Source organism: Kitasatospora sp. NPDC127060, assembly GCF_042724935.1.
Taxonomy (GTDB): domain Bacteria; phylum Actinomycetota; class Actinomycetes; order Streptomycetales; family Streptomycetaceae; genus Kitasatospora.
The window spans coordinates 41499-55832 of record NZ_JBHXEG010000032.1; the positions used below are offsets into that span (position 1 = coordinate 41499).

At 71.5% G+C, this 14334-nt stretch carries 16 protein-coding genes and 1 pseudogene; 8 read left to right on the forward strand and 9 right to left on the reverse strand.

The genetic code is table 11. The features are described 5' to 3' along the window. Nucleotides 1-60: 60 nt before the first annotated feature. Nucleotides 61-318, reverse strand: a complete 258-nt coding sequence (locus tag ACFWIS_RS19400) for a hypothetical protein (protein ID WP_380458122.1) — start codon at nt 316-318, stop codon at nt 61-63. 333 nt (nt 319-651) lie between these two features. Between ACFWIS_RS19400 and ACFWIS_RS19405 the strand changes: the two genes are divergently transcribed. Next, nucleotides 652-1830, forward strand: a complete 1179-nt coding sequence (locus ACFWIS_RS19405) for an amidohydrolase family protein (protein WP_380458086.1) — start codon at nt 652-654, stop codon at nt 1828-1830. A gap of 107 nt (nt 1831-1937) precedes the next feature. Here ACFWIS_RS19405 and ACFWIS_RS19410 read toward each other — a convergent pair whose 3' ends face one another. Further along, nucleotides 1938-2831, reverse strand: coding sequence for a helix-turn-helix transcriptional regulator (locus ACFWIS_RS19410; protein WP_380458084.1), 894 nt, complete (start codon nt 2829-2831; stop codon nt 1938-1940). Between the two features lie 27 nt (nt 2832-2858). Next, nucleotides 2859-3665 carry an SDR family oxidoreductase gene (locus tag ACFWIS_RS19415; RefSeq protein WP_380458082.1) on the reverse strand — a complete coding sequence of 269 codons (807 nt, stop codon included), beginning with the start codon at nt 3663-3665 and terminating at the stop codon, nt 2859-2861. Nucleotides 3666-4319: 654 nt separating this feature from the next. Here ACFWIS_RS19415 and ACFWIS_RS19420 point away from each other — a divergent pair. After that, entirely contained in the window at nt 4320-4952 is a 633-nt protein-coding gene (locus ACFWIS_RS19420) for an AAA family ATPase (protein WP_380458080.1), read from the forward strand. A 368-nt stretch (nt 4953-5320) separates the two neighbouring features. Continuing rightward, complete coding sequence (locus ACFWIS_RS19425; protein ID WP_380458078.1) at nt 5321-6097, forward strand: AAA family ATPase; 777 nt, start codon at nt 5321-5323, stop codon at nt 6095-6097. Between the two features lie 249 nt (nt 6098-6346). Here the strand turns inward: ACFWIS_RS19425 and ACFWIS_RS19430 are convergent, their stop codons facing one another. The 4 genes from ACFWIS_RS19430 to ACFWIS_RS19445 form a co-directional block, all read right to left on the reverse strand. After that, nucleotides 6347-6694 (reverse strand): hypothetical protein, encoded by a 348-nt coding sequence (locus ACFWIS_RS19430; protein ID WP_380458074.1) that lies wholly within the window; start codon nt 6692-6694, stop codon nt 6347-6349. 193 nt (nt 6695-6887) lie between these two features. Beyond that, the gene (locus ACFWIS_RS19435) at nt 6888-7376 is read right to left on the reverse strand and encodes an LGFP repeat-containing protein (RefSeq protein ID WP_380458072.1); all 489 of its coding nucleotides are present in this window, start codon (nt 7374-7376) and stop codon (nt 6888-6890) included. A 229-nt stretch (nt 7377-7605) separates the two neighbouring features. Next, complete coding sequence (locus tag ACFWIS_RS19440) at nt 7606-8037, reverse strand: hypothetical protein (RefSeq protein ID WP_380458070.1); 432 nt, start codon at nt 8035-8037, stop codon at nt 7606-7608. Nucleotides 8038-8085: 48 nt separating this feature from the next. Continuing rightward, nucleotides 8086-8304, reverse strand: a complete 219-nt coding sequence (locus ACFWIS_RS19445) for a hypothetical protein (protein WP_380458068.1) — start codon at nt 8302-8304, stop codon at nt 8086-8088. A 121-nt stretch (nt 8305-8425) separates the two neighbouring features. On the opposite strand from ACFWIS_RS19445, the gene ACFWIS_RS19450 reads away from it, so the two are divergent. Together ACFWIS_RS19450 and ACFWIS_RS19455 are read left to right on the forward strand one after the other, a co-directional pair. Then, the gene (locus ACFWIS_RS19450) at nt 8426-8671 is read left to right on the forward strand and encodes a hypothetical protein (RefSeq protein ID WP_380458066.1); all 246 of its coding nucleotides are present in this window, start codon (nt 8426-8428) and stop codon (nt 8669-8671) included. Between the two features lie 398 nt (nt 8672-9069). Continuing rightward, nucleotides 9070-10446, forward strand: coding sequence for an erythromycin esterase family protein (locus ACFWIS_RS19455; RefSeq protein WP_380458064.1), 1377 nt, complete (start codon nt 9070-9072; stop codon nt 10444-10446). A 136-nt stretch (nt 10447-10582) separates the two neighbouring features. Here ACFWIS_RS19455 and ACFWIS_RS19460 read toward each other — a convergent pair whose 3' ends face one another. After that, the gene (locus ACFWIS_RS19460; protein ID WP_380458062.1) at nt 10583-11152 is read right to left on the reverse strand and encodes a GNAT family N-acetyltransferase; all 570 of its coding nucleotides are present in this window, start codon (nt 11150-11152) and stop codon (nt 10583-10585) included. A 304-nt stretch (nt 11153-11456) separates the two neighbouring features. Between ACFWIS_RS19460 and ACFWIS_RS19465 the strand changes: the two genes are divergently transcribed. The 3 genes and pseudogenes from ACFWIS_RS19465 (at nt 11457) to ACFWIS_RS19475 (ending at nt 13735) form a co-directional block, all read left to right on the forward strand. Beyond that, nucleotides 11457-12248, forward strand: a complete 792-nt coding sequence (locus ACFWIS_RS19465; protein WP_380458061.1) for a maleylpyruvate isomerase family mycothiol-dependent enzyme — start codon at nt 11457-11459, stop codon at nt 12246-12248. Between the two features lie 90 nt (nt 12249-12338). Beyond that, a pseudogene (locus tag ACFWIS_RS19470) lies at nt 12339-12464 on the forward strand (Mpo1-like protein); the annotation flags it as partial. A 761-nt stretch (nt 12465-13225) separates the two neighbouring features. Next, complete coding sequence (locus ACFWIS_RS19475; protein WP_380458059.1) at nt 13226-13735, forward strand: hypothetical protein; 510 nt, start codon at nt 13226-13228, stop codon at nt 13733-13735. Here the strand turns inward: ACFWIS_RS19475 and ACFWIS_RS19480 are convergent. Continuing rightward, entirely contained in the window at nt 13707-14147 is a 441-nt protein-coding gene (locus ACFWIS_RS19480; RefSeq protein WP_380458057.1) for a hypothetical protein, read from the reverse strand. The two genes, ACFWIS_RS19475 and ACFWIS_RS19480, sit on opposite strands and share 29 nt — an antisense overlap. Nucleotides 14148-14334 lie beyond the last annotated feature (187 nt).

The window sequence follows — 14334 nt, forward strand, 5'->3', positions numbered from 1 at the left end:
GCGGGCCCGCGGCCGGGCGATCGGCATGTCAGTCCCGGCGGCCCGTGCCGGGCACGCGGTCTAGTTCACGCCCGCGGTGAACTCGTCGTACAGCCGCTTGGCCGTCGGCGAGTCGAGCAGGCGCTCCAGGTCCGCCCGGGCGATCCGTCGGCGGAACTCGCCCTCGTACGAGGTGTCCCCGGCGTTGTGCATCATCTCGGTGAGCCAGACCGCGAAGGCCTGGTAGTTCCAGACGTGGCGCAGGCAGGTCCGCGAGTAGTCGGCGAGCGCGGCCGGGTCGCCGTCCCGGTAGCGGCGGATGACGGCGCGGGCGAACACCTCGGTGTCGTGGAGGGGCCAGGTTGATGCCCTTCGCGCTCATCGGCGGGACGATGTGCACCGCGTCCCCGAGCAGGTGCAGCCGGCCGTACTGCATGGGGCTGTACACCACGCTCCGCAGCGGCAGGAGCCGCTTGTCGCGGCCGTAGGCCGAGTGACCGAGAGGTTCCGGTGGCCGACGGCAGCCGGGAACCGCGATGCCCACCGACCCGGCCCGCCGGCTGAGCCCGTTCGAGCGGTGGGAGGTGTCGACACCCTCCTGGACAGCGCGATCTGACGGTCCGTCCGCTCACTCTGCTGTGTGGCATCGGCGACACTACGTGGAGGTAGCGCATGAGGAGAAACCGTCGGATCAGCAGGCGGCTCACCGCCGTGGCCGTCAGCGCGGCCGCGGCGGCGGTCGTCGTCTCTCCGGCCGGGGCGGGTGACGCCCTGGCGGCGGCCCGGGCCTGCTTCGACCGGGCCAAGTCGCCCTACACCTCGGTGGTCGACAGCCACCTGCACTTCCGTCCGTTCGGAGGTCGGGCGATCCCCTTCGAGGAGGTCACCGACTACCTGCACAAGAGTGGCGTCCACTACGCGAACATCTTCGGCATCGGGCAGGTCCTGCCGGCCGACTCCGACTGCGCGTACTACCTCGACTGCCCCGGCACGCCCGTACGGCCACGGCTGCGCAACGACTTCGTCAACGCCGAGAGCCTCCGGGAGAACCGGCCCGAGGATCCGAATCTCACCCTCTCCATGACCTTCATGGACCTGCACCACCCGGAGACCGTGCCCGACGGGGTCGCGCTCCTTGACCACGAGTTCCCGGGGATGTTCCGGTGGGCCGGCGAGGTCAACGTCGTCAAGCAGGCCCTGTTCCCGAACCTGGCCGAGCCCGCCACCAGTGAGGACATCCCGAACTGGGCCCCGTTCATGAACGTGTACCGTGAGCGCGGGCTCCCGATCACCTTCCACTCGGACCTCGGCAACGACGCGGAGCCGACCAAGTACCTCCACCTGATGGAGGAGATCCTCGCGCAGTACCCCGACAACAAGATCGTATGGGCGCACATGGGGCTCTCGAAGGAACTGGCCCACATGGACCCCGACGAGCACATCCGCATCCTGGAGCGGCTGCTCGACGCCCACCCCAACCTGACCGTGGACCTGAGCTGGCGCGTCCTGGAGGACCTGTACTTCAGCCAGCCCGGCTACCGGGAGAAGTACGCGGCCTTCCTCGACCGGCACCCGACCCGGGCGATCACCGGGACGGACTTCGTGGCGTCGCGGGCCAAGGACTACTCGGTGTACGAGCAGGAGTTGGAGGTCACCAGCCGGATCAACCGGTCGCTTGGTGACGAGGCCTTCCGGGACATCGCGCTGGGACAGAACTACTTCAGGCTGCTGGGGATGAAGGACGCGGCCCCCCGGGTCTGCCGCTCCCGGGCGCACCCGCACGTCGCGGTGGAGCAGGCCTCCGCCGGGGCGGTTCCGGCGGCGATCGGCACGGACGTCGACGAGGACTGAGCGGACGCGTCCCTCGGGCACCGGGCACCTCTCCCCGCCGGGCAACGGCTCGGGGGGAGAAGCCAAGGAGCTCGCCTCCCCGCAGGGGGACGAGCTCATCGGTCGGACTATCCGTTGTGTCCTTCGAGCTCGGACCTCAGCGTCGGTCGGGGGACCGCCCACAATGCCAGGAGCGCCAGATTGTCAGCGGTCGGCGTGCCCGCCGCTGCGGTGTAGACGGTGAGGTGCAGGCCGGGTTCGGCGGGTAGTTCCAGGGACTCGACGTCCAGGTCGAGCCGGCCCACGACCGGGTGGTTCACCCGCTTGCGTCCGGACCGGTGCAGCCGCACGTCCTGAGACGCCCACCGCTGCCGGAACAGCTCACTGCGCGTTGACAGTTCGCCGACGAGGGCGATCAGCTCCTCGTCGTGCGGATTGCGGCCGGCTTCCATGCGTAGCTTCGCGGCCGCGTCACCGGCAACTTGGTTGTAGTCGACGAAGAAGTCCCTGGCCGCCGCGGAGTCCAGATAGACGAACCGCGCCGTGTTCGCCGGCCGTCGCGGGTCGGCGAGCACCGGCGAGAACAGCGCGCGGGCTAGTTGATTCGCGGCGAGCACGTCATAACGGCCGTTACAGATCCAGGCCGGCGCATTTGAGATCGCATCGAGAACCTGCTGCAGTGTCGAGCGCACCGTCAAGGCCGACCTGCGTCGGCGTGGGCCGCTGGGCGCCCCGGATCGGCGCGCGAGGTGGAACAGGTGGTCGTGCTCGGCCTCGTCGAGTTGCAAGGCAGAGGCCAATGCGTCGAGCACGCCGTCGGAGGCACCGGCGAGGCTGCCGCGCTCCATGCGCACGTAGTAGTCGACCGACACCCCCGCCAGTAGCGCCACCTCCTCGCGGCGCAGACCTTTCACCCGACGGTTGCCGCCGTAAGCGGGCAGGCCCGCCTGCTCGGGTGCGATGCGGGCGCGACGCGAGCTGAGAAACTCCCGAATCTCGGTGCGTAGATCCATCGTGGCCATTCCCTCACCGTAAGCCCGTCCCGCAGCTCAGGGGGTACCCGTCGCGGTCGTCGCGATGCCGCCGTCCACCGGGATGACGGTGCCCGTGAGGTAGGACCCGGCCCGGCTGGCGAGGAACACGGCGATACCCGCCATGTCGTCGTCGCGGCCGAGCCGGCGCAGAGGGGCCGCCGCCGCGATCGTGTCGCCGATGGCATCGAGCGTGGACGCCGTCATCCGTGAGGGGAACACTCCCGGTGCTACCGCGTTCACCGTGACGTGCTGGGGGCCCAGCTCCCTGGCAAGCACCCGGGTGAGTTGATGGAGTGCCGCTTTGCTGCTTGCGTACGAGTAGTTGGGCGACTCGGCGACGTGGATGGCGGCGATACTGCCGATGTTGATGATCCGCGCGGGATCATCGGCGGTGCCCGCCCTGCGAAGTGCGGGAAGCAGCGCCTGCACCAGCCAGAACGGCGACTTGAGGTTGAGGTCGATCACTGTGTCCCAGGCCTCGTCCGGGAACGTCGCCAGCGGCTCGCGCCACATCGCCCCCGCGTTGTTGACAAGGATGTCCAGGCGTTTCGAGTCGACCTTGACGAGATCAGCGAGGCGCTGACATTCGTCGTGCCTGGACAGGTCGGCGGGAATTGCCTGAACGTCGCCGAATCCGGACAGTAGATGCTGTGCCTCCGCGCACGCGTCTGCCTTGCGTGAGCTGATGACGACGCGGGCGCCCGCCTGGAGAAGGCCGCGCGCGATCATCATCCCGATGCCCTTGGTGCCGCCAGTGACAAGGGCACACTTCCCACTCAGATCGAAAAGTCCTGCGCGAGTGGTGAATTGGGCGTTCGCCATTGATCTCCGTCCCTTCCGCCGTGCAACCGTGCGCCGACACGGCCGCACTCCGGCGCAGCTGATGAGACTGATGGGGTAGAGCCGCAGTGCGTGTCCAGGGAGTTTCGTCGGCGCTTTCGACTCAACTCGACCAGGTTGACAGGCGTTTTCGACGTCTGGGAGACCCTGGTGATACAGGCACCGGCAGAACCCCCCTGCCTGTGCGCTGAGTCGGGATCCACCGGCTTGATGCCCGTGGATGGCGCGTTGCGGACCGCCTTCCTCGCACTGCTGCCCGGCCCGTACATCCCCCACGGTTCCGGGCGGCCCAGGCACCGCCCCCTTCGGGTCGGCCGGCACGGACAGCCGCCCGGCCGACCCGCCCCAGGGCTTGCCCCACCTGCCCGAGGGCTTGCCCATCCCTTGCCGGGACCACCGGGCACGGCCCCGGCCACGGCACCGCTGCGCCTTCGCGCGGCAAGGCGGGTTGTCGCGGGTCCCCGTGTCGTGGCGCGCATGGCCGTGGCGTGCGGGGGGGCAAGCTGTCGCCCATGGCGACACGAGGTGTCCGCCCGTAGCCGGAGGCTGTCCCCGGTCCTCCCGGGTGCGGTCCCTGACAGTCCCAGCCCGGGAGGACCCGGCTCCGTTGCCGCATCAGCGCAGTAGGGTCTGTGCATGCTCTTGTGGATCAACGGCCCTTTCGGCGGTGGCAAGACGCAGACCGCGCACGAGATCCAACGGCGGCTTGCTGGCAGTGTCATCTGCGACCCCGAGCACGTAGGTTTCGGTCTTCATCGGATGACGCCCCCGCCACTGCGCGGGGACTTCCAGGACCTTCCCGCTTGGCGGCAGGGTGTTTACGAGGTGCTGGACCGTGCTCTCGCCGAGCACGACGGTGTGGTGATCGCGCCGATGACGGTCGTGGAGCCGGCGTACTTCCGCGAGACCGTCGGTCGGCTGCGGGAGCGTGGCCATGACGTCCGGCACTTCGCGTTGCTGGCCGAGCGCGGGACGGTGCTGCAACGGCTGCGCGAGCGTGGCTTCGGGCATGCCGTGCAGTTCGTCGCCGGGAAAGACGCTCCTTTGCGCCGGGAAAGCTTCGCCCTGTCGAAACTCGACGTGTGTCTGGAGCGCCTGCGCGAGGCCGAGTTCGCCGAGCACCTGTGGACCGACCGCCTCACGATTCCGCAGGTCGCCGACCGCATCGCCGCCTCTTCGGGACTGACGCTCACCCCGAACACCGAAAGCGCACTACGAGGGCGCCTCCGCCGGGCCTGGACAGGGGTCAAGCACATCCGGTTCGACTGAGCCACCGCCTTCCGCGCCGTCGGTCTCGGCGGGACGGTCTTGTAGACCTGGGAGACGGCCGGTCAAAGGGGGCGGGGACTGTCCTTCGCCGCCGGCACCGGCCTGGTACAGGTTCGGGGGATGCGGACGGCCGCCGCCCTGGGATCTTGGGGCGGCGGCCGCGGCTCGGCGTCGGCGGCCCACTGGTCTGGCGGGAAGCCGCCGGGTGGGCCGACCACCGGGACCCCGGTGACTTCGAGCGGCCGGCGGTGAAATGGGCGGGGGCGTCGCTCAGGAGCGCATCGCGCGCCGCCCCCAGTAGTGCCAGCCGGCCTCGATCTGGCTGGACGGCCAGGCGAGCGCGTCCTTCTCCAGCCTACGATCGTTCGATGAGTGTCTTCTCCCCGGGGTTCCTGCGTCACGTCCGGGTCGAGCCGGGCCCTGAGGCCGGCGGCTACCCGTTCGACCTGCCCGTGGTTGCCCGCCTCGCCGGGTCGGGGCGGATCGAGTTCGCGCCCGGGGTGACGTTCCTGGTCGGCGACAACGGCTCGGGCAAGTCCACCCTCATCGAGGCGATCGCCACGGCCGCCGGGTTCAACGCCGAGGGTGGGTCGAAGTCGTTCCGCTTCGCCACCCGCTCCAGCGAGTCCGTCCTGGGGGAGCACCTGGTGCTGAGCTGGAACCGGCGCCCGCGCACCGGGTACTTCCTGCGGGCGGAGAGCTTCTACAACGTCGCCACCGAGATCGAACGCCTGGACCGCGAAGGTCCGACCCCGCTGCTGCCCGCCTACGGAGGCCGCTCCCCGCACGAACGCTCCCACGGCCAGTCGTTCCTGGACCTCGCGCTCCACCGTTTCGGGCCGAACGGTCTCTACGTCCTCGACGAGCCGGAGGCGGCGCTCTCCGTGCAGGGCTGCCTGGCCCTGATGGTCAGGATGCGCGAACTCCTGACCCAGGGAAGCCAGTTCGTGATCGCGACGCACTCGCCGATCTTGCTTGCCCTCCCCGGCGCCCGGATCCTGCAGCTCGAAGCCGACGGCACCATCGAGCAGGTGGGATACGACCAAGCCGAACCCGTCGCGCTGACCCGCGCCTTCGTGAACCGGCCCGAGCGCTTCCTGCGCGACCTGTTCGGCGAGGACGAACCGCGCCCCAGCCGGCCCTGACCCGGAAACGGGCCGAGAACACCGGCACGGCCTGGTCCGGGGGCGTTGCTCACCCTTGACGTACGGTCGTCGGTCCCGAGCCGACGGGCTCGGTCCAGGTGGCCACGCATGCGCGGTTTTCGGCCCTGCCCGGTCCGGCCGCGCCGGGATCCGCGGAGTGGGCCGTGGTTCCGGGTTCCTGCCGGGGCGGCGGCGGTTGTCGGGGCCGGCCCTCCCGGCGCTCTCGTCCTGGTGGCGGTTCCGGGTGTGTCAGCGCGGTGGGCGTTCGTGCCGGTGGTGGGTGAGGCGTTCCCGGAGTCGGTTCACACCCGTCAGGATGGGGTGGAGGAACGGGACGGCCGCGGCCAGCAGCAGTTGGGCGGTCGCCGCGATCGGTAGGTGCAGGAGAAACAGCCCGTAGGCGCAGGCCAAGGGCAGCACCAGGGACGCCACTGACACGGCGCGGACGGTCAGTTTCAGCCCCGGTGTGATCCCGTGGCCTCCCTTGTCGGCGGCCCACTGTTTGATTCCGAGGGCGAAGGCGGTGATGACCAGTGCCGTCGCCTCCACGGTGGTCAGGACGACGGCCACGAGAACGTCGACTATCCACGTTGGCATCCGGCCATCCTCGCGCTGATCCCCGGCTTCGTCTTGAGTACGGGTACTCAAGTCCTGGTCGGCCGCCGATCTTCGCCACGGGCATGGCTGGGCGGACAGCAGCACCATCCGGGCCCGCCGTCAGGTCACCACCGACCCGGTGCCCCGACGGTCACCGGGGCTGGCCGGTCTGTGGCTTCAGTCGTTTCGAAGGTCAAGCACAGATGTTGTCTCCCCAAGTCCTCGACGCTCCTCCGCCGAGGTCCTGGAAGTGGACGACCGCGCAGTGGAAGTTCTGACGGATCTCGGCGCCTACCGTGTACTCGTAGGAAGTGGGATAGCCCGCCCATCCCGCCTCGCACCCCTGGCTGCACCACCAGTCGCCGATGGCTCCCCACACCGGCCAAGCACCAGTGTTCGGCGACCAGTAGATCGTCCCGTGTTCGAACTGCGTTCGTCGGCCGAACCCGTCGGGGTTGACCAACTCGTCCGTGAGGGGGCATCCGAGCGGCCCGCCCGAGCCGCCCATCTGGATGTACCTCTGCTCGATGGCCCCCAGGACCGCGTGCCCGCAGTAGAAGCCGTCGGCCCGCGCGGGAGTTGCAGCCGACACGACGAGCACGCTTGCCAGCAGGGCCAGCAGACCCAACATCGCGACGATCCGGCCGTGAAGCCCTGGCCGGACAACTGCACCGGTGTTCACCTCGCACCCGCCTTCCGTTGAAAGACTGATGGGCAGTGGGCACCTGAAGTCCCCCTGCGGAGTCGAGCACGAGCACTATCGCGAAACCGATCGGTCCTTGCAAGAGCAAGCTCACCTCAGCGGGCGACCCGCCGCCGTCATCCTGAGAGGTGTGCTTCGGGCTTGATTCTGCTGGGCGTGCTCGGCGTGCTGGGCAGCAGCGACGCAATTCGGCCCAGAGTTCGCTCGACTACCCGCCGCGCGCCCAGTCGTCGTTCCAGCCGGTACCCCGGCGCTCCTTCTCAAGCTTCTTGTGGGCGGCCCTTACGCCTGGCGACACGCCGCGGTACTTCGTCTTGTCCTCGTGGTATTCGCGTGCGGCGGCCACCTCCATCTCAGGGGTGGCGTTGGGGTGCGCGCGTCGGTAGGCCGCGAGCCAGGTATTGGACTCGGAGTACGAATGCTCGCCCGTGGGCGTGGGCGTGGGCGTGGGCGTGGGCGTGGGCGTCGGCGGTGCTGTCCCGCCAGCGCTCAAGTCGCCGACGGACGCGCTCGTCTCGGCCGGCCGTCCAGGCGCGGTGCTGAACGGGCTCTTCGGTCGGTGGAGCGTCGCGACGATCAGCACCAGGAGGAATAGGACAGCCGGCGCCAGCAACAGGCCCAGCACGATCCACCCGACCACAGAGCCACCTCACTTTTCCCGGCCCAGTCATACCCGCTCAGCGCGCGCTCAGTCCGTGGAGCCGAGGCGGCGCAGGGTCTCGCGGGCAGGCGGTCGGCATGTCGCCGCGCGGCCCGCGTTGGGCAGATCCATCCCCGGTGGGTAGACGACCAGGGGCAGAGCGTCCGGGTAGACGGCGTGCTGGTGGTCCTCGCCACCTCGGGTCCGCTGGGTGTGGCGGGTGAGGTCGAGATCGTCGAGCCTGAGCCGTGCGACTTCCAGGAGCATCGACGGGGCACCGGAACACCTGCAGCCGGGAAGACGGCGCAGTGGCGCTGTTCGCGACCGCCGACCAGCTCCAGTGCCCGCTGCACCTGGCGGTGGACGCTGCCTGGGGGAGGTGTCCGCGGTGCTGCTGCAGTACGGCGACACCCGCCCGGTGAAGGTGGACTGGGAGTTGGGCGGTCGGCGGTTGGCGACTGTCTGCGGCCTGCTCACGCCGCACGGACGCGAGCTCAACACGGGGAAGGACGCGGTGCGGCCGCTGGCCGGCCGGGCGCTGGGCTGCTTCGTCGACCCGGACGGTCACTCGATGGTGGTTTGCCTGGGCGCCGACGGCAACGATGTCGCGGCCCCCGTGTACGGCGTCCTTTGACCGTGCGCGCCCCGCTGGTCGCCCGCCGCGCCGGTGGCCGCGCTGGCCTCCGCCGCAGGGACGCAGACGCGCCCGACGTGCATTGCGCGGCGCGGGCACGGGACCCGTCTCATGATGACGACCGTCCACCTCCCGCCCGGCCCCGGCTCATGGGGCTGACACCGCGTCCGCTCCTCGGCACCGGTGGGGGCTCCGGGCACCGGTCTGGGCGGCTGTCGCGCGGTAACGGCCGGCGGGCCGACGGCGGCCGGGGGTCGACCGCCGAATCCGGTCGGGGGTTTCCCCCCGGTGAAGACGGCGGTCCGCCCCAGCGCGCGGCAGGCCCCGCCCACGTGAAGATCAACTCACCGAACGCCGCAGGCAGCGGCAGTCCGTCGAGTCGAGGAGTGATCACAAGGATGGCAGGCACCAAGGGGATCGGGCGGCGTGGACTGCTGACGGCGGTGGTGGCCGCTGCGGCCGCACTGGTCCCGGTAGCGGCGGTCGCCTCGCCGGTGACGCCCGGGGCGACCGCCGCGGCCGCGGACCCGGTCGCGTCGCAGCGTTCCGCCGTGGTGCGCGCACTGGATGGCGTCGCCCAGCCGTTGCGGACGACCGAACCGGGCGGCCGCACCACCGACCTGCGCGCCATGGGTTCGATGATCGGCGATGCCAAGGTGGTCGGCCTGGGCGAGGCCACCCACGGTTCGCACGAGTTCTTCGCGATGAAGCAGCGGCTGTTCCGCTACCTCGTCGAGGAGAAGGGCTTCACCGCCTTCGCCCTGGAGACGAGCTGGAGCAGCGGCCTGCAGATCGACGAGTACGTCCAGGGCGGTCCGGGCGACGCGCGGCAACTCGTCAAGGAGGCCCTGGGCGGCAGTCCGTGGGACCGCGAGGAGTTCGCCGACCTGATCGCCTGGATGCGGGAGTACAACCGGAGCCACCCGCAGAACCCGGTCCACTTCGTGGGCGACGACCTCGGCCTGCCGAGACTCGGCGACCGGATGTTCGAACGGGTCACCTCGTACGTGCGCGGGGCCCGCCCCGACATCCTCCCTCAGCTCGACGGCCTCTACGCGGGCCTGCGGCCGCTCGACGACGTCCTCGCCTACCTGAAGAAGCCGCTCGCCGAACGCCGGGAGAACGCCGCCAAGGCGCAGCAGGCGCTCGACCTGGTCACCGCGAGCGGCGCCGGCGCCTCCGACGACGCCCACGCGTGGGCGGTGCAGCACGCCCGGAACATCGCCGAGACCTTCGCCTTCGCGACCCTGGACATGTCCGACCGGGCCTCGGTCTCCGCCGCCGAGCAGCTGCGCGACCGGGCGATGGCGGACAACACCGCATGGTGGCAGCGCCACACGGGCGGCAAGGTGCTGCTGTCCGCGCACAACGGGCACGTCGGCTACCTGGCCACCGACACGTTCCTGTACCCCGAGCCGCAGGGCTCGCGGCTGCGCGCCACCTACGGCCGCGACTACGCGGCGATCGGCTTCACCTTCGACAGCGGCTCCTTCCTCACCAACGACGCCGTCCTGACAGACGACTGGAAGACCGTCACGGTGCCGGCGGCCACGCCGGACATGAACGAGTACACCCTCGACCGGGTCCGCTACCGGGACTACTACGTCGACCTGCGCACCGCGCCCCGGGCGGCCCGCGACTGGCTGGACACCTCCCGCCCCACCTACGAGGCGGGCTCGATCTACGTCAGCGACCCGAAGCCGCAACTCGCGCTCGGCCGGGCCTACGACGTCCTGGTTCACCTGCACCAGGTCAGCCAGGCAAGGAAGTTCTGAGCCCGCGGTCCACCGGGGCGTGTCCGTCCGGTGCTGCCGGAGCCCCCGCCGGGGCGCGCACCGGACGGGCTGCCGCCCCATCAGGCACCGACCGGGCCGATGACTTCACATCCACGGGCCCCGCGCCTCGCGCCGCCTACGCCTGCCGCCGCTCCCACTGCTCCTTCGTGATCTCGTACCGCACGCCCCCGTGCTCGGAACCCTCGACCGCCATCATGTCGTCGGGCGTGGGGATGTTCTCCGCGAGCGTCATCCCGAGCTTCTCCATGACGTTGCGCGAAGGGCGGTTCACGGTCATCGTCTCGGCCCAGACCATGCGGATGCCGAGCTCGGCGAACCCCTTCGCCAGCAGCGCCCGCGAGACCTCGGTGGCGTAGCCCCTGCCCCAGGCCGCCTGGCGCAGGCGGTAGCCGAGTTCGGCCTCCTCACGCGGGCCGCTGCGCAGCGGACGCAGGCAGAACCAGCCGACGAACGCGCCGCCGTCCTTCTCATGCGCGGCGAACAGGCCGAGGTCGTGATCCCAGCGCTCGTAGCCGGCGAGGATGCTGGGGATGGCGCGGTCGCGGACCTCCTCCGGCGGGGTCGGAGCGCCGCCGGTCAGGTAGCGCATCACCGCCGGGTCGCTGTCCAGCTCGATCAGCAGGTCCGCGTCGGCGGCGGCGAAGTGGCGCAGGGTCAGGCGCTCGGACTCGAGGTAGGTGGTCACGTGAGGATCATGGCCGAGACGGGTCTGACGGTCCAAGACGTTTTCCGGGCCGCGTCGACCTCCTGGTGGTGCCGGAGAGAGGCCGCCGCGGTGAACCACCGGACCTGCAGCGGGCCGTACCGGTCCTTCAGCTCCCGCATGGCCTTCGCGCCGTCCTCGAAGCACTGCTGCTGCTCGGGCCCGGGGGTGGAGCGGCCCGCGGCGCCGCCGGCGGGGGGTCGGGCGGATGGTTCGGACGGCGTCGGCAGGTGGCGGCCGGGAAAATCGCTTTCGGCCGCCGGGAGTGCGGTGGTAGACAGCCGTAGTGCAGAAGAATCTTGAACTCCCTGACCTGCTGCGACTGATCGACGATCGGGCGACGGCCTTCCGGGCCGCGATCGCCGCCGCGCCCAGCCTGGATGTTCAGGTGCCGACCTGTCCCGAGTGGACGCTGTTCGATCTGGCGCGGCACCTGGGCTCGGGTCGCCCGTTCTGGGCCGCCGTCGTCGAGGCCGGCCCGGCCGACGCCCCGCCGGCCGACGCCGTGGCGGCGCGCGCCGAGGCGCAGGCGCCCCGGGAACGCGAGGCGTTGGTGGCCTGGCTGGCCGCGTCGACGCAGGAGCTGCTGGACACCCTGCGGGAGGTCGGCCCGGACGCCGAGTGCTGGACGTGGTGGGGCGCCTCGCAGTCGCCGCGGACCAGCGGTGCCGTCGCCCGGCACCAGCTTCAGGAGATCGCGATGCACACCTATGACGCCCAGCTCACCGTGGGCGCCGCGGAGCCGCTGCCGGCGGAGGTGGCGCTGGACGGCGTCGAGGACTTCCTGTTCACCTGCTGCGCGTGGTCGGGCGTCTGGCCGCACGAGCCGGCCGTCGTCGACTACCACGCCACGGAGGGCCGTTCCTGGCGCTTCACGGTCGAGGCGGACGGCGCCCGCGCCGTCCGCCTCCCGGCTGCCGGCGAGGGCGAGGCCCTGGCCCCGGCCGACGCCTCCGCCCGGGGCACGGCCGGTGAGCTGGTCCTGTGGTTCTACGGACGCACCCCGCTGGACTCGGTGAAGATCGACGGCGACCGGGTCGTCTTCGAGCGACTCTTCGCCTGGGACCCGAACGCGTAACGGGTGGCCGACGACGCGGCGCCCGGTCGCGTCGTCGGCTCATCCGACCATGCCCTGGGCGGAGCGTCGGCGTGCCGTTGCCGTCCCGGCATGGTTGAGAGCAGGCGTTTCGCGTCCTTCGAGGAGTTCTGGCCCTGCTACGTGGCGATGCACTCCAAGGCCGCCACCGGGCCGGTGCACCTGGTGGGCACCCTCACCGGGCTCGCGGTGGGCGCCCGCGCGTGGCTCGCGGAGCACGGCGGATCGGCCGACGACTGACGGCCCGCGCGGACCCGAGGGGCGAAGAACAACCAGGGGCTCACCGCGGTGTTCGGTGGTGACGGCACGGTCGGCGGCGAGGACCTGTTCGGGGCGCTCCGCGAGCCGGGGCAGCTGGGTGACGGGGCATCCGCAGGTGACGGTGCGCGGCATGGCGAGCGCGATCGCCCGACGGCCGCCAGGACGAGGCCCTCCTGGACGCCGAGCCCGTCGTCGAGCAGAACGAATCCGTCAAGCGCCTGGGTGACCTCCGCGGGCCCGCCGCCACACTCGCCGTCCCCGGGATCCAGGTCCCGGCCACAGGCGAGGACGGCCGCGGCGAACTCGCCCAGCGACCGGTCACCGGTGCGTGTGGCCAGCCCGGCCGCCCACGCGGCGGCCCTGGCGCTCGCGTGGGCGGCCGCCCGCAGCGCAGCGGCCGTCTCGGCCCGCTGCCGCTCCTCCCACCGCTCGTCCTGGGCCTCCTGCTCCAGGTCCCGCTGCGCCTGGGCGCGTGGCGGGCGGCGAAGGCCGCCCGTTCCGGACCGAGTACCGCTCGCGTGGGACGGCGCGGTCCCGCACGGCCTCGAACGCGGCGGCCACGAGCGGCGTCCGCGGGGCCCGGCGGTCAGGTCCGTCACCCCGCCGGCGCGCGCAGCGGGCGGATGCGCCCTTCGGCAGCCGTTCACCGCGCCGGAGCGGTAAGTTGACGGCCGCCAACTGTGGGGAGAACCATCGACATGACCATCGATCAGGCCGCCCTCGGCAACGCGGTGAAGACGGTCGCCGCCGCCGCGCACGCCGACGACCCGGCCGCGCTGTACCGGGCCGTGATGCCGCCGGCGGGCACGGACACACCTCCGGCCGAGGCCGCGGCCTGGTTCGGGACGCTCCTGATCCGCCTGGCGCTCGCCGCCGCGGCCTCCTCGGGGCTGGAACGGGGCTGCCCCCGGGAGACCGTCTCGGGGTGGATCAAGGAGGTGCTGGGCCCGCCGCCCAGCCCGGCGCTGCTGCGCGCCGCGGATCCCGGCCGCATCGACCACGTCGAGGCCGTGAGCGCCGCGGCGGACTACTCCCGGTGCCACGAGTACGCCGTCGACCTGATCCGGCTGGGCCTGGCCGAGCCGGACGAGGCACCGGACGAGCGAGGCGTCGATGCCCACTGCGCGGTGACGAACGACAAGAGGACCAGGATCACCGTGATGGCGATGCTCGGCCGCCTCATCGGCGTTCCGGGCGAGCGAGGTTGACGACGCTCCGCTCCGCCGGGACCACCCCGGAAGCCGGGCAGTCGCACCCGGCCCAGCGGACGTTCGGATCGCCGTCCGGCGGTGTCAGCGGACGAAGATCCGGTGCGGGGGTGTCCGGGGTGGCGGGCTGGTTGCGGTCCAGGTGGACGCCCGGGTACGTCTTGCCGGCGCTGCGTACGCCGAAGCCGGTGGCCACGGCCAGCAGGCCGGTCACGCCCGACAGGCCGGGAACGGCGCCGCCGCCGCCGATGAGGCAGGCGAGGACGACGGACCCCGACTCCGGGCGCCGGCTCGCGCCGAGCGGGAACAGGTGCCACTGCGACCGGTAGGCCGTGCTGCGCACCCCCTCGGTGCGGGTCACGCTCGTCCGGTGGCCCAGGCGGAACCGTGAGACTTCGGTGGGCACGCTCATGGATCTCGCTCCGTTCGCACGACACCGTCACCGGCCGGCCGCCCTACCGGCTCACGGTCTCCATCTGCGACCCGGCGATCGGCGCACTGCGGCGCACTGCGGGCTCGCCGGTGCCGGCGACGTGCCGGCAGCCGACAACCGCACGCCCCGTGGCGGGGAGGACCGGGCCGCCACGACGACCTGACCG